The organism is Pseudomonas sp. Tul2A7 (assembly GCF_054790505.1).
Window position 1 is genome coordinate 3,966,745 of record NZ_CP186499.1, and the last position, 20,139, is coordinate 3,986,883.

Consider the following 20,139-nt stretch of genomic DNA (forward strand, 5'->3'; position numbering starts at 1 on the left):
AATATATAGAGATGGTGTTTTGAAGGGCTATTTGTATTTTTTGTCTAGAGGGATGATGGCATGAATTTTTTTCCTTGTTTTATATCCATTGTTTTTGTGGTTCGGAACCAGGCACTGGATCTTGAAAGTATCATCACGAATGCCACTAATGTAATTTCGGATATCGTACGTGATTACGAAATAATAATCGTCGACAATGCTTCTGAAGATGAAAGTATTTCGGTGATGAAGCGTCTGACAAGCGAAGATGGAATCGCAAATCTCCAGGTTTACGCACTCACCAAGGAGGTAGATTCGGACACTGCTTCCTGGGTGGGGCTTGAAAGTGCGTTGGGTGATTTTGTTGCGGTGATTGATCCACTTACCGACAGCATTGAATTTTTACCGACTATGCTCAAAAAGGCGATCGATGGTGTAGATGTTGTTTTTGCCAATAACGAGCAAAAAAACTCTCAAAGTCTCGCTTACAGGGGCGCGTTTGCTGTTTTCCATGGCCTGTACAATCACTTCAATGGGGTGCATCTTGCAAAAGAGGCTCCACAATTTCGATTGCTTAGCAAAAAAGTGATTAACTTCATCCTGCAGCATCCTCAGTCGGCTATGACGTATCGTCACCTTCCAGCGACGGGAGGTTTCTCCCAAGTGCGGCTTTCATATAGTGCACCGCCAAAAACATCGCAACCCAAGCGTTTGGCAGAGAGTATTGATAGAGGAATGCGGCTGTTGGTATCGACTACCAGAGCGCCCATGCGGCTTGTTACCTCTCTTTCGTTGTTTGGCGCGATGGCGAACTTGTTTTATTGTATCTATGTTATTTCGGTTGGCCTGTTTAAAACCAATGTTGCTCCAGGGTGGATTAGTGTTTCACTTCAGCAGTCGGGAATGTTTTTCCTGATTTCATTGGTATTGCTTGTGCTCGGGGAATATATCCTGCATATGGCGAGTCTGTCTAATGAGGCACCGTTGTACCATGTCGCACAAGAGTTGACGAGTTCCAAGATCACGCGGCGTGAAAAACTGAATATCGAGGAGGTTTCGATCTCTTCTGAAGATGGCTCCGTTTTAGTTGGCGAGCGGAGTAATAATGCCAATGTCTGAGACGGATTTCGATGCGGTAGTTATTGGTGGAGGCTTTTATGGCTGCGCCATCGCTATTTATCTCGCAAAAAATCGTGGCTTCGAAAGGGTTCTGGTTGTAGAGAGAGAAGCATCTCTTCTAAAACGAGCATCCTATAATAATCAAGCGCGAGTGCATAACGGATATCACTATCCGAGAAGCTTTACTACCGCATTTCGCAGTCGTCTCAATCTGCCAAAGTTTGTGCAAGATTGGCCTGAGGCTATAAATCAGGAATTTACCAAGCTATATGCTATTTCCAGACGTAACTCAAAGGTTACAGCGAAACAGTTTGTTCGATTCTGTGCTGATATTGGGGCGGAGGTACATGCGCCAGATCCGGAAATGCGAAAGCTATTCGATTCACGCCTGATTGAGCAGGTTTATTTGGTCAAGGAGTATGCTTTCAACTCTGATCTTGTTGCCAAGAGGGCTCTCAGTGAATTGCAAGATCTAGGTGTAAATTTGCTGCTTGAAACCGAAGTAGAGTCTATCTCTAAGGCGGTGAATGGTGAGCTTGGTGTTATCTTCAAGAGTAAGGATGGCAATTTCAGCTCCGTGTCCAGTCGATATATTTTTAACTGCAGTTACAGCGGAATCAATCAGTTGAAGGGTGATTTTCCGGGTATAAGGACGAAGTTGAAACAAGAAATTACCGAGATGGCACTTATGGATATGCCGGCTCCCTTGAAGGGCCTGGGTATTACTGTTATGGATGGGCCTTTTTTCTCGTTGATGCCATTTCCGGCAAGAAATCTTCACACACTTTCTCATGTCAGATACACGCCACACCTTCAGTGGGTGGATGAGCCTGGGATAAGCCCTTATGGAAAACTAAACGATTACAGAAGGGTTTCACAGGTTGACCGTATGGTGCGAGATGTATCCAGATATCTTCCATCACTTTCAACGGCGCAATATGTGGAGTCATTGTTTGAAGTCAAGACAATTCTAATGAAAAACGAAAGTGATGATGGTCGGCCAATTTTGTTTGAAAAATACGAAGATTTACCAAAGTGTTTTTCAATACTTGGTGGAAAGATTGATAATATTTATGATGTGCTGGAGAAGCTAGATGCTGAACGCCTTGATTAATGGGAAGGTGAGTTTGTTAAAACTCTTTGCCATGGTGATAGTAGCTACGCTAAGTTTTCAGCTTAATTTTTTTAATTTTGCTAATGACTATTTTTTTGATAATTTCGACAAAGGCTCTCAAGCGCTGGTGCTAGGAGGGATTTTTGCGGATGATTCTGGTCTGGATAAAGGCGGTTCCCATATAGGTTTCATGTCGATTGGGCAGAAATTCGATTACAACCAAAATATGTTGGACGCTTATCCCGTATTTGCCGGCGAGGCTGCTGGCAAGGATGTTTATTATTCACCCTATAAGTCACAGTATGGTATTCAAGGGCTGTTCTTCTCAGCTTCTTATTCTTTGTTTAGTCTTCATTCGGTCGCAGAACTGCAGTTATTGAACTCTGTTTTGTTTGCACTGGTTGTCGGGTTGCTCACACTGTTGTATGCGAAAGTATATAATGGGCGTTTTGCCGCAATTTTTTTTGTTGTAATGATCAGTTCTCCTTGGGTCATTGCTTTCGCAAGAAACCTTTATTGGGTCCCCGTTCTGTGGTTTTTACCTGCGGTATTTGCGGCGTTAGCATACAAGTCTAATGAGCGTGCCAAGAAATTCATGTTTTGCGGCCTTACTGGTGCGGCAGTTTTTCTGAAGAGTTTGGCAGGTTATGAGTACCTCTCCGCGATTACGCTATTCGCCTGTTCTGTATTCCTTATTGCTCCCTTTTTTCGCGAGGAGCGTCCTGACCATCGGCGTAATCTGAAATTTTTTGTACTCACCTTCGCATTATGCGTACTCGGTTTTGTTTTTGCTCTATTGCTTCATGCGGGAATGCGCGGTGACACGATTGTCGCTGGACTGCAAAATATCTTTGAGCAGGATGTCAAGCGACGTACGTATGGTGATCCATCTACCTTTGATGATGTATTCAAAGCGTCGCTTCAAAGTTCTCCGCTAGATGTAGTGAAACGCTATATCAATATTTGGGAAACTGCGGTTTTTTTCTATCTGCCAGGTGCCTTGTTCAAGTGGTTGATTCTACTTTCTTTGACTGGATTTTTATATGCTTCTATTTCCAGGCGCCAGTTCGACTTTAAAAATGGCATAACCTTATTTGTTTTTTTTAGCGCTTCCGCTTCTTGGCTGATTCTTGCCAAAGGGCACTCCTACATCCATACTCAATTAAACTACGTTTTATGGTATTTCGGGTTTGTCCAGGCTCTGACCTACGTTTTGATTTCTTACTTTGTTTTGTGTGTCGAGGATTTAAAGCTATCGTTAAAGCAGCGCTCGCTGCATAAACCCGTGATGATGCTTTTTCATATCTTGGGAATGCTGGCTTTTGTTAGCTTCAGTTTTAATTATGAGCAAGGAAAGGTATTCGAACAGAGTTTGGCCGAGCTGGAGTTGGACCCAGGTAGTGAGATAAAAACATCGGTCGGGATCGTTGCAAAAGCTACACGGAGTGGAGAGTTGGCTCTGTATTCGCGCGATTGCCGCCGGTTTGATAAAAGTAAGACATTTTACTTGCATGTATATAAGACCGGGGCTTCATCAGGCGCTGATCAATTCGAAAATCTGGATTTCGAATGGCAGCGATTCGAGGTGCCTACCCCTTATTGGCCTTCTCGGCATTCAGTATCGTGCATTGCCCTGGTGAAGTTGCCAAACTATAGTATAAGCAAGATTGATTTTGGTCAGTATTCAATAGTGAACGGCTCAATCAACATCATATGGCGGGATTCAATGCTTGTTGATAAGCAACTCCAGGCGAAAACATTTGCTGCTTTCAATCTTACTGATGCGAATTGGGTGAACGGAGTTTCTGGAACACGATTTTTTGTCAAAAATGATTTTTCAAATAGACAGTCATTGGTTGTTGGTGCTGGAATAAATTTTTCCGATGCCGGAGTGCGAGAGATTACTGCGTTGGAGTACAGTGAACAGTATATTAATGTGACTGTCAGTGGTAATCCTTTAAATCCAAACCTGGATGGTTATCCTCATCTAATTGAGGTTAAACAGTGATTATCAATGTCGCCCGTAAGGAGGATACGATGGCTAGTGCACTCATTGGTTACAGTGGATTTGTCGGCGGGACACTATTAAATCAAACCCATTTTGATTGTCTCTACCGATCCACGAATATTGCCGATATTCAGGGGCGGGAATTTGACACCGTCGTCTGCTCTGGCGCCCCCGCGCAAAAGTGGATTGCCAACTCGCAGCCGGAAGCCGATCTCGAAAATATACGTGGGCTGATTGAAGTTCTCAAGACCGTCAAATGTAAGCGATTCATTTTGATCAGTACTGTAGATGTTTTCATGAAGGCAGTCGATGTTGATGAAAATACGCACGTTGATGAAATCGGGCTTCATCCTTACGGCCTGAATAGGAGGATGCTAGAGAAGTTTGTTGAAGGTCATTTTTCTGAGCATCTGATTGTCCGCCTTCCCGGGTTAGTTGGGCCTGGTTTACGGAAAAATATTATTTACGACTTTCTCAATCGGAATAACCTTGAAGCTATCGATAGTCGGGGTGTTTTTCAATTCTATCCGATGGTTAATCTTTGGTATGATATCTCGATCGCGCTTAGTTCGGGTTTGAAACTTGTTCATTTGACCGCTGCTCCCGTGTCTGTTGGACATATATCCGAGCTCGGTTTTGGTGTTGAATTTGATAATGTAAAAGATCAGCCTGCGGCTGTTTACAATATGCAGACTAATCATGCTCATTTGTTCGGCGGCAGTGGTCGTTACCAGTATAGTTCGCGGGAAACCATTCAGGCGGTCAGGGCCTATGTTCAGTCCGAACCGAAGATAGAGAACCTTGCGCAATGAGGCTATCTATCTCAAATATTGCATGGGATCCGCAGGACGACGAAAGCGTCGCGGGACTACTGAAGCAATACTCGGTTGATGCCATCGATGTGGCGCCAAGCAAATATTTTCCTGATCTGGCTAACGCTCGAAAAGAAGATATATTGAGCGTCCGGGACTGGTGGAAAGCCAAGGGGGTGGAAATAACCGGTATGCAGTCTTTGCTCTTTGGCACAACCGGATTGAATGTGTTCGGTTCTGACCGCAGCAGAGGTGAGCTGATCAAGCATTTGTCTCATGTGTGTCGTGTCGGCCAAGGCCTGGGTGCAAAATTTCTGGTTTTCGGATCTCCAAAAAACAGGGATCGAAGTGGATTGTCAGACAACGAGGTATCCTCAATTGCGATTCCTTTTTTTCGCGCAATTGGAGACATCGCTGGGGAATATGGCACTACCATTTGTTTGGAACCGAATCCGGTCTGCTATGGCGCAAACTATATGGTAACCAATACTGAGACCGCGCAAGTCGTCCGGGAAGTCGATCACCCCTTTATCAGAATGCAGTTTGATACTGGGGCAATAACGATTTCCAATGAAGATCCTTTATTAACACTTGATCAGTGTGCAGATATTATTGGTCATGTTCACGCCAGTGAGCCCAACCTGGTGCCCTTAGGGGATGGTGCTACCGATCATGTAACGATGAGCCGTATTCTCCACGAGCGTTTACCTAATCATGTCGTCTGCATTGAGATGTTGGGGCTGAAGAGCGAACCGAATCCGGTATCAATAGAGCGCGCATTGGGCGTTGCTGTCAGTTGCTACCGAGAAAACTTATCCGGGTGCGCTTCATGAAGTGGATAATCCTGATAGTGGGCATTTTGTCGAATGCGTCTGCCAGCGTATTAATTAAAATGGCGATGATGGCACCACGTAAATTCCCTTCATTTTCCGATCCCTTTGCGGCGCTGACGAACTGGCCGTTTTGGCTGGGCTTGGGATTGTACGGTACGGCATTTCTCCTTTACGCAGCTGCGTTGGCGCGTTTACCGTTGAACGTAGCGCACCCGGTTCTCACCGCCGGTGCTGTTGCAGCCGTTGCTATCTCTTCAGTGCTTGTATTCAGAGAGCCGTTCCATACCACGACATTGGCAGGGATTGTCTTGGTAATTATCGGTGTGTTCTTGATCACACTTCGCTCGACTTAATGGTAACGATGAACATGATTACAGATAAAACCGATAATACTCGCCTCAGTTGGGAGGTGCCCGCGTACGAAGAAAGCCTGTGGCTGGGTCGTTCGAAGCGTTGGTGTGTCGTGATTCCGGTCATTAACGAAGGTGATCGAATCAGAAGCCTTCTAGATAGAATGAGTCGCCTGACTATTAGCGAACATGCCGACATCATTATCGTAGACGGTGGCAGTACTGATAACTCACTCGATGCAGAGTTTCTGCGTCGCAACGAGGTCCGCGGATTATTAATCAAGCGTGGACCAGGCAAGCTGAGTGCGCAATTACGCTGTGCCTATGCCTTCGCTCTCGATCAAGGGTATGAGGGAATTGTTACTATTGACGGTAATGACAAGGATGATCCGGACGCCATACCGCAATTCATCGCCGAGCTAGATAAAGGAACAGATTTCGTGCAAGCCTCCAGATTCCTGGAAGGCGGCGTTGCAGAAAATACGCCGAAATCGAGAGACCTGGCCATTCGATTGATTCATGCACCTTTGCTGAGTCTTTCGTCGGGGTTTAAGTGGACAGACACCACTCAGGGGTTCCGGGCCTATAGTCGCAAGATGCTGCTGGATACCAGGATTTTGCCATTTCGCAATGTCTTTATGACATACGAATTGCTTGCATACCTTAGCTACAGGGCTCCCAAACTCGGTTTCCAATGCAAAGAATTGGCGACGGTAAGGCGATATCCGATCGGCAAAGTTCCAACTAAAATCAACGGAATTAAGGGGAATCTAGCTGTGTTGGCGGTACTTTTCCGCGCATGCAGTGGATATTACAATCCCAAGTAACCGTCTCCAATTTTTTACTCTGTAGACGGGGCAAGCGGTTTTTTTTGCCCCGTTGATTTGATGGTTTAACTTAACCTTTGTTCTTTTCGGTTGTCAGGCTATCAATGTACCAGTTAATTGTGTGCCTCAGCCCATCATGAAGACTGAACTCTGCCTTCCAACCAAGTTCCCTTTCTGCAAGCGAACAATTAAGTACGTTGATAGGCACATCGAAAGCTCGTGCGGGCATGAAGTTACGAGTCACTGCGTTATCAGTTATCTTCTCAATAAGATCGATTAGCGCGTTAAGTGATGTCCCTTCGCCTGAGCCGATGTTAAAAACAATCTCAGAGCCTTGGTACTTGAGGGCTTTCGAGAATGCGTTGGCGATATCTTTTATATATATATAGTCTCGCGTAACCGAGCCATCTCCCCAGATGTCTATGGTTTTTCCCGCTGTCGCTCTGCTTACAAAAGCTGCAATTGCACCTTGTGCCGTTTCAATTCGTTGTCTTTCGCCATAAGGGTTGGCAACCCTTAAAATCACCGGTTTGATATTGTGGAGCTTCTTGTAGAGATACAGGTATTTTTCGATGGTGAGTTTGCTGATGCCGTAGGATACTTCTGGATCAGTGGGGTGTTCTTCGGAAAGTGGGCATTGCACGGGCTTCCCGTAAACGGTGCCACCTGATGATATAAACACGATCTGCTCAACTTTTTGCTCCACCATCACATTCAGCATGTTCAGTGTCGCAATGACATTCGTTTGAATGTCATAAATAGGATCATCATTAGAAGATTTAGGCAGGGTAGTAGATACCAAGTGGAGTACCCCATCTACGCCTTTGATCGCTTCTTCAAGGTCGTGTTTGCTTTGAAGATCTCCAGCGATCCATTCAACGTTCTCATGGGCCTCGAACACGCGGTACGGAGGGACTCGGGGCCTTTCGAAGATTCGCAGGCTGTGGCCCTCTGCAAGGAGCTTGTCCGCTATGTTCGAGCCGATGAAGCCACCGCCGCCGAAAATTACATACTTCATAATTTATTCCAATTTTTCATGAATTTGCATGAGATCCGCATATACACCTGATAGTACGCTGATGTAGGCGTGCAGCGGTTCACCGGCTATCCTTCCTGCGCCATGATTGTGGGCGTGCTCATTATTCAATGCAAGGCACGACCGGAGACTTTGCGCCAATTCTTCGGCGTTTCCAGGCTCGAATACTGTTACGTTATCCTTTTCCCCCAAGTATTCAGTTATTCCCGTTACGTCGCTTGCGATGATGGGGGTGCCGCAAGCCAAAGCGTTCAATAACACGAGCGGCGCGTTTTCTCTCCACGTAGAAGGGATGACCAGTACATCCAGCGATTGCAAAACGCTACCAATTCGTTCGTGAGGGAAAGTTCCCATGAACCGAACTCGTGGATCATTCTGAATAATCCCGTCGAGATTTTTCACGTAATCCGGGTTTTGTTGTGTATCGCCGTAAATAACAACGTCCGCGTCCATGTTTGGAAGTTGCTTGATGGCCTGCAGGAGAACATGACAACCCTTGTGGTTTGTCAGCGTTCCAATAAAACCGATAGTGGGAGTCTTTCCTGCCACTTTGATTCGATCCAGATCAACTGGATAGATGATTGGCGGCTGGATTCCGTATTTGAGGCGTCTGATTTTATGCTGGGGGATTCCCGCGTTGATCAGTAAATGTTCTATGAATAGTGTAGGCGGTAAAATTTTATCAATTTTGAGCATGGCTTGGGCAATGGTCTGCTCACGATTGCGAAGATCCGTCATGGCCAGCATGATGTTCTTGAAGCGGGTATTGATTGGCGCGGACGCAGCCAGCATCAACGCGGAAAATAGTACCTGAGGCGTATGCGCCAAAAGCCGGCGCATGGTGCCCTTCTGGTTATTAATGGCTACGTGTTTGAGGCAGTTACTTGCCAAAAGACTTGGTCCAGAGCACTCATTCTGACCCCAGGGTTTTACTAGCTGACAGGATCGGCAGTTGATCCAGTAGTCGGTAGGGGTGTAAACCGTTGGAATATTCTTGTCAACGCACGCTTGAAGTGCTGATATCGTCAGGTTTTTGAAATGAAAGAAATGCACTAGATTCGGTTGGAAGTGATCAAGCAGACCTTTGAAGGGGGCATATACCGCACGGTTGTTGTATTCATCCACTAGCGTAGTGCTGGAGAACTTCCCTGCGATGTAGGGCACCAGTAGTTGATGAACCCTGAAGCCTTCATGATCGTAAGAGGCAAGACTCAGGTTTTCTTCTCCCTGAAGCTGCGCCGTCACAATTTCAACAATGTAGCCTTCGTCTCTCAGTGCCTGAGCAGTCGATAATGTAAGCACTTCTGTTCCCGCAGAAAATTGCGGAAAAAACTGATGAACGCACAGCAGAATACGTTTGCCATTGGCAAAAGGCGTTTCACCTTGCATGGTGGTCAACAGCGCTGCGTATTTTAATAATTTCGATGATTCTCACCAAAGTCTAAGGCTTTTAATTGGATTGGATGTTTGAGAGCTGGAGTAGCGCTCGGCGTCCGTTATAGTCAGAGACCTTGCTGTGCACAGCAATCGGGCTGGCCGGGTCAAGATAAACTGCCAGTCCCAGCATTTGCGGTGAGGGTTTACTGAGACCTGCTGTGAGTGTCACAACCTCTGTCCATTGATCCCCTGGCCTCAGCTTTTCAGACTTTGAAAGCGCAGTGTCCGACTTGTCGAGAATCTCCGCGTTCTTGTCCAGGAGGTGAACCGCCAGAATATATCCCTTGGGAAGAGGCTTGATCAGTTCGAAGGCCAACTCGATGTTGTCGCCGCCTGAACTCGTCTTCACGGATTTAGCGGCGACCAGGCGCAGATTTTCACCAAATTCCGGTGAGCTGGTTAATGCGTGGTTCTTGACCAGGTAAGTGCATTCGTCTGATTGGCAGCCTTTGGGGGCGAACGCTGCGGGTAATACATTGAGGGCCAGGATCAAGGCACCTGCTGCTGCGAGGTAGGCACTTGCTCTTACATTGTATGCCGTGCTCAGGGCTTTTGGGATCGTGGTTTTGTTTACACTCAGGATCAACTTGCGGCAGGGGTTCTCCACGGCTTTGTGCAGAAGAAACGCCATTGACAGGGCGATAGCCCAGTAGCCGGCAGTTTGCACAAGAAGCGGAAGATGGCTGAAGTACAAGGAGTTTGCCATGTACCACTGAAAGATCGTCATGTGTACCAGGTACAGCGAAAAGCTGATTTCTCCCAACAGCACGAGAAAAGGTGCGGAGAGGGCTTTGGAAAACACACCCTTGCCGAGAGCGAATACAACAATCAGGGCTGCAAAAAACAGGAAACTGCCGGACTTGATCAGGTAATAGTTTACGGCGCTGCCAATGGCACCGTGCATGGCAAAAATAGTCGTGAGCTTTGGCGTTATCCACATTGCGAATACTGCGAGCACAACGACCAGTAACTCTGCAGCGGAAAAGAGCAGGCCGGATTGGTTCTTGGTACGGCTGTGGATTTTCTGATACACCCCGCAAGCGAGGACCCCTGCAAAAAACTCAATGATCCGAACAAATGGGTTCACATAAAACAGGCCCATCAGGCTCACCGATGGCGCTGCATCATCTGCCGGTACATTCCAAGCGATCGCGAATCCGAAAAACAATGCTGCCACGGTACTCAGGAAAATCAGTTTTACTTTCCAGCCCGGGATAAAACTGGAAATCAATAACGGAAAGCTGAAGTAAAAGAACATCTCGGTCGAGATGCTCCAGGCGACACCGTTGAATGTGAGAAATACATCTCTGAGGGGGATAAGGGACTGAATCAGAAACAGGTTGGCCAAGGCTGTAAATATAGCCTGAAGATAGGTCAGCCCACCCAGGTTCCAACCGGACGTCAGCAGGTACAGCAAGATGATTGCTGCAATGTGTGCAGGCCAGATCCGGGCTATGCGTGCTTTAAAAAAATGGGCAGTTTCCTGGCGTGTAGCGAGCGTTGGATAGTTGTACGCCAGGATAAAGCCGGAGAGTACGAAGAAGAAGGATACACCTTGGGCCAGGGACAGCGTCGTTGCCAGCCCCAAAGAGCCAAAAGCTCCATGGGTGTGTCCCAGAACGATCATTGCAGCGGCAAAAAAACGTAATGATGTCAGTGCGTCAAGTTTGACTGTCGCATGCATAAGTGAATCCCGTGCGCTTGGTATTTGAAGCGAATGTGAAGTGCGTACAGCATCGGCCGTCCTTGGCCCCTGCTGTTCAATACAAAACCGTCAGACCGTTTCAGGCGTCTTCGCATACATGGCAAATGTCTCTCGGGCCATGATTTCCGGCGTCCTCTCGTAGTTCGTGGTTTTCGCGAGATCGTAAAGGGCTTGCGGGTTGGCAACCCAGGCCGACAGCTTGCGATAAAGATCTTCGGCGCTGCCGCGATCAAATATCTCTCCGTTTACCCCGGCCTCTACAAACTCGGTCATGCCGCGCACATCCGATACCAGGGCAGGGGTGTGGGTGGCCAGAGCGTTCAACAGCACCAGTGGGCTGTTTTCATACCAGCGTGACGGGATCACCAGGGTGTCCATGTCGCGCAGAATATTGACCATATCCTTGCTCTCGAAAACGCCGCGGAACTCGATTTGCGTACCGGCGCTTTTGGCTTTCAATTCTTCCATGTACGCCGGATCCTGGTCGGTCGGACCATAGATCACCAATCTTGCACTGCCTTTTGGCAGGCGATTGAAGGCATCAATCAGCAGATCTGTACCTTTGTGCGGTGCTATCTGGCCGATGAAACCGATCACTGGAATGTGTTCGGCGTCTCGTTCCGGCTTCGGCGTGCGGTCGACGTCGATGCCGAACCACAAGGTTTTCATGGGGACCTTGATGTCGTTGTTGACATAGGCTTCCCTTAAAAAGGTGGTTGGCGCGACGGCACCGGCGTAGGAGCCGTTGTAAAGAGCCCCAAGAATGTCCGGGCGCTCCGCGATGTAGTCGATCGTTTGATCGAACACACTGTTTTTCACGCCCGGCATTTTGCGCAGAGCAGTTACGGCGCTGGCGATGAGCTTGGCTGACGTGCCATTGTTTGCGTATTTGATCCAGCCCTCTTTCGACGTGCGCGCAGTCTCTTTCAAGTAGCAGGCCACGCAGTTGCTGCGAGTTCTGGACGGGCCTGCGCACAGTGCACCGTCGGCTGCTTCCAGTTTATTGGTCAGGCAGAAACCGAAGAAGTCCGTGAAAGTTGCGTAGGTCGGAATGCCCAAGGCCTTGGTCGCTTCGAGCAAGGCACTGGTGTGGTTGATCAAATGGGTGACGTGAACGATGTCCGGTTTCAAGTCGGCGAGAATATCGGTCAAGACCGGACGCATCTCCGCCTGGTAGTACGTTTCCTTGATATTGACGTGAGGGATTTTGTTTTTGTCGACCAGGACAACTTCAAAGCCTTCATGCTCATATCGAGTGATCAATTCCGCCGCCGCGGGTTCGCCCTGAAACAAGGCGCTGACAATGACTACATCGTGGCCCCACTTGCGGTAATTCTTGGCCAGTTCCAGCGTATAGGTTTCTGTTCCGTAGAAATGATCCGGAAAGAAGCAGTGCACAAAAAAAACGATCTTCATTGTTTGGTTTCCGCCAGGGTTTCGGCATAGATCTGGTCGTAGTTCTCAATCATCGCCTGGATCGAGAAGTGAGCCTCGGCTCTTTCGCTGTGACGGTCGGCAATGTAGGTGCGACGAGCACTGTCATTCAGCAGGTCTACGATGATGTCAGAGAGCTTGTCCGCATCGCCGTAAGGGGCGAGCAGGCTGCTGTCATCGACAATCTCGCCAATTGCACCGATGTCATATCCGACAACCGGAACATGCATGCGCATCGCAAAAGGACTGACCTGGCCGAAGCTTTCTTTCCAGACCGGCGCAACAAACAGCTTCATGCGGCGGTACAAGTCCGGCAGTTGCGAGTAGGCGACATAACCGGTGAACTCAAAGTTGTCTGATACGCCTGCCGAGTTCACCGCTTCCTTGAAGGTCTCCATCAGACTTCCGCCACCGACAATCAATACGCGGGTCTGCGGGCGTTTCTGTACGGCTTTGATGAACGGAGTAATGGAGTCAGCATTAAGCTTGTCTGTTTCCAGTCGGTAAACCATGCCGATCGTGTCGGTAGCAGTCTGATTGGGCGCATCGGCTTTGAACATCGAGAAGTCGGAGCCGGGATAAACCGTTGCATTCGGTGCTTCTGCTTGTCCAAAAACGTTGCGAACGTAATCACTGACGTACACGTAACGCTTGATGGCGGGCGACAAGTAAGGCGCAACCGGTGTGTTGATGTTCTGGATGACAGGAATGCCCAATTGTTGCGCGGCACGCATGGTCTGGTCATACCAGGGTTCATCACAATCGCCCCAGTAGTGCATGTGAATGACTTCTGGTTGTAGTGCTTGCAGGTACTCGACAAAAGGCATCTCGTCTGCAGACAGTTTGATTTCCTTGATGGTGATGCCCGAATACGCGGCGGGTGTCGGCGCATGGCTGGTCAGAATACTTTGCTCGAACCGATCGCCCAGGTATTCGTAGATGTCCACCACCAGGCGTGAGGAGCCGCCGGTCATGAAGTTGGCGATGACATGCAGCACCCGCGGCCGGACCGCGTTCAGCCTGGCTGGTTGCTTGACGATGTAAGTGTCTTCATTGATGTCGGCGGGCGCGTCAGTGTTCGACACAATAGCCGGTGGCTGGCCTCTCAGGCTTTTCTTCAAGGCCGAGACGGTCGGACTCAGCAAACGACGTGCGGGGGCAGGGGTCACGAGGGAGGCGAGCGTGTAGGCGATGCGCAGGTATTTCTTCAGATCGTTGGGTTGCGCTGCAAATGCCTGACTCAAACGAAACAGCCGGCTCCGGCCGATGGTTTGTAGCCGTTGCTCGCGATGTGCGACTTCAGCGTTAAGCAGTTGCACGATGGCGTTCTTTTGTTCCAGGTGCTGGTTCAGGGCGCTGATCTCCTGTTGCCTTGCTTCAGAAGCAGCCAGTGCTTCTTGCAGGGCGTCATTAACCTCATCCAGCGTGGAGTTCAGATTCTGACTCTGATTGATGGCGGACTCAGCAACCGCCTCTGTTTTGTTGATGAGATATTGGAACGCTGCCTCGGTTTGCGAGATGGCGGACACGAACGCTTCTTCCGTCTGTGTGATCGCAGAGTGAAACGCCGCCTCAGTCTTGGTGATGGCGGCCTGTACGGCGACCTCGGTCTGCGTGATCACAGACTGAATGGTCGCATCTTTGTCGATGACCACCCGATTCAGTCGCGCGGTTTCCGCCACGATACCGGGCACTCTCGACAGTTGAGAGTCGCGGTCACGAAGATGCTGATGCCACCATTGCGGGGTGCGATCCTCAGTGTTGGAAACGTATCGCAAGGCATAAGCGCACGAAGAAGCGAGTTCGACAATGGCGCCCAGTTCGGACATACCAAAATCGGTCGGTTTTTCGAGCGAGCCCATTGAGGCGCACCAATCGATGGCGAGGGCCTTTTCTGCGCTGATTACGCCTGTACGCCAATACAACGCAGCCTGTTGATTGTTGCCTTTGCCGGACTCGATCAAACCCAGATTCAGGTACGACCTGATTTGCTTGGTAATCAGAGTCGGGCTGTATTGGGTGCAGTCATAGGCCACACAAGTTTTATACAGATCAATGGCGCGATCAGTGTCGCCTGCGGCCTGCCAGAGTTGGGCCATAACGAACGATATCGATACTTTCCAGCGCAACTGCTGCGGTGAATGATCCGCCTGATCCATGTAAGCGTCAGCGTCTTTTGCAAACACTTCCAGCTGATTCACCGTCAGTGTGGGGGCTTGCAGCAGTTGGTAAGCCTGAATGCACAGTGCCGCCCCCAGGTCCGGTGAGGTTGCCGAGGCTTGAGCGGCCACTTCGCGGGACAGTTCGAGCAGCTTCTGACTGTCTTCGATGCGATGACCGATCGTGACCAGGCCTTTCACCAGCCAGGGGTTGGCATAGTCGTCAAAACGCGTGACCTTCCATCCCGGGTTTTCCGGATAGAGATCGTAGGTGGTTTCGCGGTAAGGCACGGTTGCGCCCAGTGTCGGCGATTTCATGCCGACCAGAAGGCACCATTCACAAGACGGATCTTTTTCGATCAATGTCTTGGGGTCTACTTCATACAGCTCGCGAATACCGACTGCCCACTCGTAGGCGTTGTTGATTTTCGGTTTGTATTGATCCGCTGTCTGGGCGTAAGCCGCTTCGACGATGAAGTCTTTTTCCAGTTCTTTAACGATGCGCTCCCACGTGTAGACGTGAAAGTGGAATTCGTTCGGATCTTCTCCGGTTTCGTCTGACCAGTCATTTGGAACGGAAAGTACGATTCGCCCGGACGGACTCAGGACCCGGTAAAACTCTGCCAGCAATCCAACCGGATCCGGTACGTGTTCCAAGGTTTCAAACGAGGTAATGAGGTCGATCGAGTTATCCGGAATATCGTTCAGCGCTTCCGGCAGCCAGCCTTCTTTGAAGGTGAGTTGCGAATTGACCGCAGAGAAGTTTTTTTCAGCGTATTTGACTGCGTAGTTGCTGCCATCAACGCCGAGGATCGAGCTGGCGTCCGAGCAGTTGAACAAAGTATAGGCGCCGTAACCCAGTCCGCAGGCTGCGTCGAGGATGCGGTCGCCGTTGCGCACATAGCGACTGGCCAGGAGATAGCGAATGATATGGCCATCGGAGCGACTGCCAGGCTCGCGCGTCATGTCCATGTGCAGGTCGCGCTCGTCTTTCAGCGCTTCCAATGGATAAACGGTGGCGGCTTCCTTGGGAAGCTTCTCAAGCGGAATGGCAATTTTGCCTTGTTCATATTGCAGCGACTGGTAGTCGTTGACGCGATAGTAGGCAGGGTGTTTGCGTACGCCGTTTTCGAAGAACAGCATTTCCCATGCCTTGCGGGCTTCTTTCGTGTCGGGTTCGGAACTGGTGTCCAGAAACAGGAAGATGTTGCGTTTCGAGACTCTTGGCGCTTCGACAGCCAAGCGCTTGAGGGAGAGAGCTGCGTCGTCGGCATGAGTGATCAATACCGTCGAAAAACTCTCGTCGTCCAATGGCAGGTCAGCACCGTCCCATGCAATGAAACGTCCTGGAAGCTGTGCATTGCCGCACTCGGTTTCAGCACCCGGGAAGACGTTGTACGCCTGCACACCCGCCAGCAGGAAGGCCCGCAGCAGCTCTGTATCTGGCAGGCCGATATGCAGCACTTTGCCGTTACCACAGGCTGAAAGTACCTGCGAGACCAGTTGGTGGCGTTCCCCTGCCGTCAGTGATGCCGAGCAAATGTTTGTGGTGGAAATAGTCATTGGCTCAGCCCTTGATTTCGATTGCTTTCATGCGGAGGTCGAGGACACCGCCAAAATGGTATTCGCGGGGCTTGGTCGCCACCGTAAAAAATGCCGCCTCGTCTCGCCAGTGAAGAATGCGTTGTTCGGCGTAGTAAGGTTTGCCTTCCTGGGATATGGCAGCCTGAATTTCGTAAAGGTTGGCGCCCAGACTGCATTCAAACTGAAAATCAACCGATGACTCGGTGCCGGCAGTGAATGTCTTGGTCCAGAAGGTCTCGCCCGTCGCCAGATTGGCGGCAATGGCCATGTCCTGGTTCAGCGTGCCCCAGGAGTAAATCTTGACGCCTTCCTTGTTGCGAAGACGCAGGCTCACATTCAGGTGCTCAAGATCGACGTTGCAGCGGAAGGACACGCGAATGACAGCCGTCTGCGTGGCATAGAAAACCTGGGTCTCTTCGCCCTCGGCGTTCAACACGCGCACATCCAGAACCTCGGCATCCTGATTACCGAAGGAGAACCGGTCGGCAGTTTTCGATTCGGTCCTGGCAGCCTTGTTATCGTCCTTCTGATGTTGCGCAGCCTTGTCGGAAAGGTTTTTCGTCAACTGTTGCAGGTAAAGACTTTCCTGTTCGTGCAGGTTCCTGCGGTAATCGAGGATGACGTCTGCCGAAGACCCGATGCTTTCAATTTTCCCATTCGACAGGAAGATCGCCCGCTGCGTCAGGGTCCGCACCGATTCTTCATCGTGGGAGACGAACAGCAGGGTGGTGCCATTGCTGGTGAGCTTTTCGATTCGTTCGTAGCAGCGTTTCTGAAACAGCGCATCGCCGACCGCCAAGGCTTCGTCGACAATCAGGATTTCTGGTTTCAGGTTGGCCTGGACAGAAAAAGCCAGCCTCACAAACATACCGCTGGAATAAGTCTTTACGGGTTGGTCGACGAACTCGCCAATATCCGCAAAAGACAGGATGTCATCCATCAGTTCATCGGTCTTGCTGCGACTCAAGCCGTGAATCGCACAGTTGAGATAAACGTTTTCCCGCCCGCTGAATTCCGGATTGAAACCTGAGCCAAGCTCAAGCAGCGCAGCAATGCGCCCATCGACATTAACCGTGCCGGAGGTCGGCGTCAGCGTGCCGCAGATAATCTGCAGGAGGGTGGATTTGCCCGAGCCGTTTTTGCCGATGATGCCAACGGATTCGCCACGTGCCACTTCAAAGTTGATGTCCTTGAGTGCCCAGAACTCATGGTGAAGTTTCTTCGACGGCAGGATCATCTGGAGCAAGCGGTCGTGTGCTTTCTCGTACATATTGAAACGCTTAGAGAGGCCATTGACGTGAATGGCAACATCTTTAGAGGACATCAGCAAAGCCTGCGCGTGTTTTTTGAAAGAATGCAAAGCCGAGGCAGCAAATGACGATGCCGACGATATAGCTCGTGCCCAATGTGTGCAGATCCGGAGCCTGACCGAAAAGCATGGTCGCACGACCGTTTTCGATGATCGCGGTCAGCGGGTTGATATACAGCCAGCCGCGATACTCTTCAGGCAAGGCGCTGATTGGATAGAAAACGGGTGAAAGGAACAGCAGCGCTGTGGCTGCCATGCCCGTGACCTGGCCGATGTCGCGAATGTAGGCGCCGAGTGCGGACAGGATCCAGGAAAGGCCTATCACCATCAGGATCAAAGGCAGCAGAACGAAAGGGAATAGCAGCGCGGTGAGAGGTATTGAATGATTGAACACCAGTTGTGCGGCCAGCAATACCGACAGGCTGACACACAGATGGAACAAGGCGTTCAGCACTGAAGTAGGGGCCAGGGTTTCGATCGGGAAAACGACTTTCTTCACGAAGTTGACGTTACTGGTGATCAATTTCGGTGCCGAGTTGATGCACTCGGCGCAAAACGCATGAATGATCAGGCCGGTAAACAGAATCAATGCAAAGTCGACCTTTGACCCTGTGCCCGCAGCGCCACCCCAACGTGCGTTGAATACGGTCGAGAAAACAAATGTGTAAATGGCTAGCAATAGCAATGGATTGATGAACGACCATGCTACGCCTCCAACGGAACCGCGATAACGAGAGGAAATCTCCCGCTTAGTCAGTTGCATGATCAGCTGACGGTTTTTGATTGCGCTGATCAGCATTCTCAAAGGCGACGTTGGAAATGAATCATGCATGTTCAAGGCAAAAGCTCCAATGGCGGCCGTTCGGTAAGTGGAAAGAGGGTGTGGGCGACGTTAGTCGGATCGCCTGAAACTGGCGACTGGAAATGTCCGGTTGACGCAGCGCCATGGCTGAAGTCTGCCTGTGCGTAGACACTGTAATCGCCGCTGCGAAACGTTTGATGGGCGGTCATCGATCAAATGCCCTTCACGATGGCAGCCAGGAAAAGTCCGATGTTGCCTGGCAGTGTCTGGCGGTAAACGCCGGCGCGCAGCAGTCCAAGCAGACGGCCTGGAAGGTGGCTTTTTCGCGCCAGTCGAAAGCAGTCGAGCTTTTGCTGATTCTCGGCAGTCAGTAATCGGCGTGCCGAGGTCAGGCAGCGAATGTTCTGGTCGTTCCAGTTGGAAAATCGTCCTTTGAACATCATGCCAAGCCTTGACAGTCGGGCTTTCAATCCGGAGTTGGCGCCTACCAGATTGCCGTCATGTTGACGATACAGAACGAAGGGTTGTGCGTCGTAGGCAACCTGGCCACCGGCACCCGTTACCAGGAGATAGGCCCACCAGTCGTGGGAGACGATATCCAGATGGCCGCCTGCATCGAGCATCAAGTCACGCGCCGCCTGGTTGAACACCATCGTATTGCCTCCCGCCAGGCTCTGTACCAGCGCATTGGCAAACGTCGGCGGACGAGAGAACAGAGGGGAGCACTCCATGGGTTTTCCCAGAGCATTCATCCCACGGGTTCGACCGCAATAAAGTGCGGGAACGCCTGCGGGAACCGTTTGCAACCAGGTCAATGCCGTCTCGAGTTTGCTGTTCAGCCAGATATCGTCCTGATCAGACCAGGCATAAAAATCTGCCTGAATAGCCTCGTTACAGGTGAGGGTCAGAAAATTGGTGGCGAAACCGCGTTTCGGGCCATTGAAAACGCGGACACGGTCTGCTCTGTTCTGGCTTGCGGAAAATGTAGCGATAATGTCCAGGGTCTGATCGGTGGAGCCATCGTCGGAGACCACAACGTCCCAGTTTTCGTGGGTCTGAGCGGCGATGGAAGCTAATTGTTCGGACAGAAAACGCTGGCCGTTGAACGTGCACATGAGTACCGCGACACGTCTGGACGATAAGCGGTTAAAGGAGTTTGTCTGCCCGAGTTGATTTGCTTGGTGAGTATCCACTTTGGAATCTGTTGTTGAGGGGCTATGCACCTAGCACTCCGTTGCGAATAAATGACTCGATGGTCAGAAAAGTCCTTGTCGAAGGCATTACTGCGAAATGCGCCCTCTGACTAATGTTAAATGACCAAAGTCAAAACGCGCATTGTAGCGAAAATACCTTTGCCCTAGTAGTGCTTAGCAGCCTGCGCGCAGGGAGATGGACCGGCGGACGGAGCTCAATCAGGTAACATGTTCGTGCATCAGTTTTCACTGTTGAGAGCGGCAGCCCGGGTTTACAGGGTGCCCCGCCGTGATGCGTGCTTGATTTTCTGGATAACCGTGTAACAAATCCGTGCGATTACGCATTTTGTGACGTGGCTTGTTGGCCAGTACGATGCATCGCCATTTCAATAAATGCGTTTCAGGCGCTAAGGGACAAGGCCAATGCCTTGTTCACAA

15 protein-coding genes are annotated in these 20,139 nt (G+C 50.1%); 7 read left to right on the top strand and 8 right to left on the bottom strand.

Features of this window, described 5'->3' with window-relative positions:
* The first annotated feature begins 60 nt into the window (after positions 1-60).
* The 7 genes from ACOYXJ_RS17890 to ACOYXJ_RS17920 are packed head-to-tail and all read left to right on the top strand — an operon-like array spanning position 61 to position 7,042.
* Positions 61-1,098, top strand: coding sequence for a glycosyltransferase (locus ACOYXJ_RS17890; protein ID WP_150793042.1), 1,038 nt, complete (start codon positions 61-63; stop codon positions 1,096-1,098).
* Complete coding sequence (locus ACOYXJ_RS17895; protein ID WP_460370764.1) at positions 1,091-2,212, top strand: FAD-dependent oxidoreductase; 1,122 nt, start codon at positions 1,091-1,093, stop codon at positions 2,210-2,212. The genes ACOYXJ_RS17890 and ACOYXJ_RS17895 overlap by 8 nt, the downstream gene beginning before the upstream one ends.
* Positions 2,193-4,220 (top strand): hypothetical protein, encoded by a 2,028-nt coding sequence (locus ACOYXJ_RS17900; protein ID WP_460370766.1) that lies wholly within the window; start codon positions 2,193-2,195, stop codon positions 4,218-4,220. Before ACOYXJ_RS17895 ends, ACOYXJ_RS17900 begins: the two co-directional genes overlap by 20 nt.
* A gap of 29 nt (positions 4,221-4,249) precedes the next feature.
* On the top strand, positions 4,250-5,032 hold the full coding sequence (locus ACOYXJ_RS17905) for an NAD-dependent epimerase/dehydratase family protein (protein ID WP_102899972.1): 783 nt from the start codon (positions 4,250-4,252) through the stop codon (positions 5,030-5,032).
* Positions 5,029-5,865 carry a sugar phosphate isomerase/epimerase family protein gene (locus ACOYXJ_RS17910; protein WP_150793038.1) on the top strand — a complete coding sequence of 279 codons (837 nt, stop codon included), beginning with the start codon at positions 5,029-5,031 and terminating at the stop codon, positions 5,863-5,865. The genes ACOYXJ_RS17905 and ACOYXJ_RS17910 overlap by 4 nt, the downstream gene beginning before the upstream one ends.
* Positions 5,862-6,218, top strand: coding sequence for an EamA family transporter (locus ACOYXJ_RS17915; RefSeq protein WP_027612434.1), 357 nt, complete (start codon positions 5,862-5,864; stop codon positions 6,216-6,218). Before ACOYXJ_RS17910 ends, ACOYXJ_RS17915 begins: the two co-directional genes overlap by 4 nt.
* A 14-nt stretch (positions 6,219-6,232) precedes the next feature.
* Complete coding sequence (locus tag ACOYXJ_RS17920) at positions 6,233-7,042, top strand: glycosyltransferase family 2 protein (protein ID WP_150706486.1); 810 nt, start codon at positions 6,233-6,235, stop codon at positions 7,040-7,042.
* A 70-nt stretch (positions 7,043-7,112) separates the two neighbouring features.
* Here ACOYXJ_RS17920 and ACOYXJ_RS17925 read toward each other — a convergent pair whose 3' ends face one another.
* The 8 genes from ACOYXJ_RS17925 to ACOYXJ_RS17960 form a co-directional block, all read right to left on the bottom strand.
* On the bottom strand, positions 7,113-8,060 hold the full coding sequence (locus tag ACOYXJ_RS17925; RefSeq protein ID WP_027612436.1) for an NAD-dependent epimerase/dehydratase family protein: 948 nt from the start codon (positions 8,058-8,060) through the stop codon (positions 7,113-7,115).
* A 3-nt stretch (positions 8,061-8,063) separates the two neighbouring features.
* Positions 8,064-9,467 carry a glycosyltransferase gene (locus ACOYXJ_RS17930; RefSeq protein ID WP_460372976.1) on the bottom strand — a complete coding sequence of 468 codons (1,404 nt, stop codon included), beginning with the start codon at positions 9,465-9,467 and terminating at the stop codon, positions 8,064-8,066.
* Between the two features lie 61 nt (positions 9,468-9,528).
* Positions 9,529-11,199, bottom strand: coding sequence for an acyltransferase family protein (locus ACOYXJ_RS17935; protein WP_150793036.1), 1,671 nt, complete (start codon positions 11,197-11,199; stop codon positions 9,529-9,531).
* Positions 11,200-11,289: 90 nt separating this feature from the next.
* A complete protein-coding gene (locus ACOYXJ_RS17940) occupies positions 11,290-12,636 on the bottom strand; it encodes a glycosyltransferase family 4 protein (protein ID WP_150793035.1) in 1,347 nt (448 codons plus the stop codon).
* On the bottom strand, positions 12,633-16,376 hold the full coding sequence (locus ACOYXJ_RS17945) for a glycosyltransferase (protein WP_460370770.1): 3,744 nt from the start codon (positions 16,374-16,376) through the stop codon (positions 12,633-12,635). The genes ACOYXJ_RS17940 and ACOYXJ_RS17945 overlap by 4 nt, the downstream gene beginning before the upstream one ends.
* 4 nt (positions 16,377-16,380) lie before the next feature.
* Entirely contained in the window at positions 16,381-17,721 is a 1,341-nt protein-coding gene (locus ACOYXJ_RS17950) for an ABC transporter ATP-binding protein (RefSeq protein ID WP_102899966.1), read from the bottom strand.
* A complete protein-coding gene (locus ACOYXJ_RS17955) occupies positions 17,711-18,544 on the bottom strand; it encodes an ABC transporter permease (RefSeq protein WP_412071112.1) in 834 nt (277 codons plus the stop codon). The genes ACOYXJ_RS17950 and ACOYXJ_RS17955 overlap by 11 nt, the downstream gene beginning before the upstream one ends.
* 176 nt (positions 18,545-18,720) lie before the next feature.
* Positions 18,721-19,623 carry a glycosyltransferase family 2 protein gene (locus ACOYXJ_RS17960; RefSeq protein WP_150793033.1) on the bottom strand — a complete coding sequence of 301 codons (903 nt, stop codon included), beginning with the start codon at positions 19,621-19,623 and terminating at the stop codon, positions 18,721-18,723.
* Positions 19,624-20,139 lie beyond the last annotated feature (516 nt).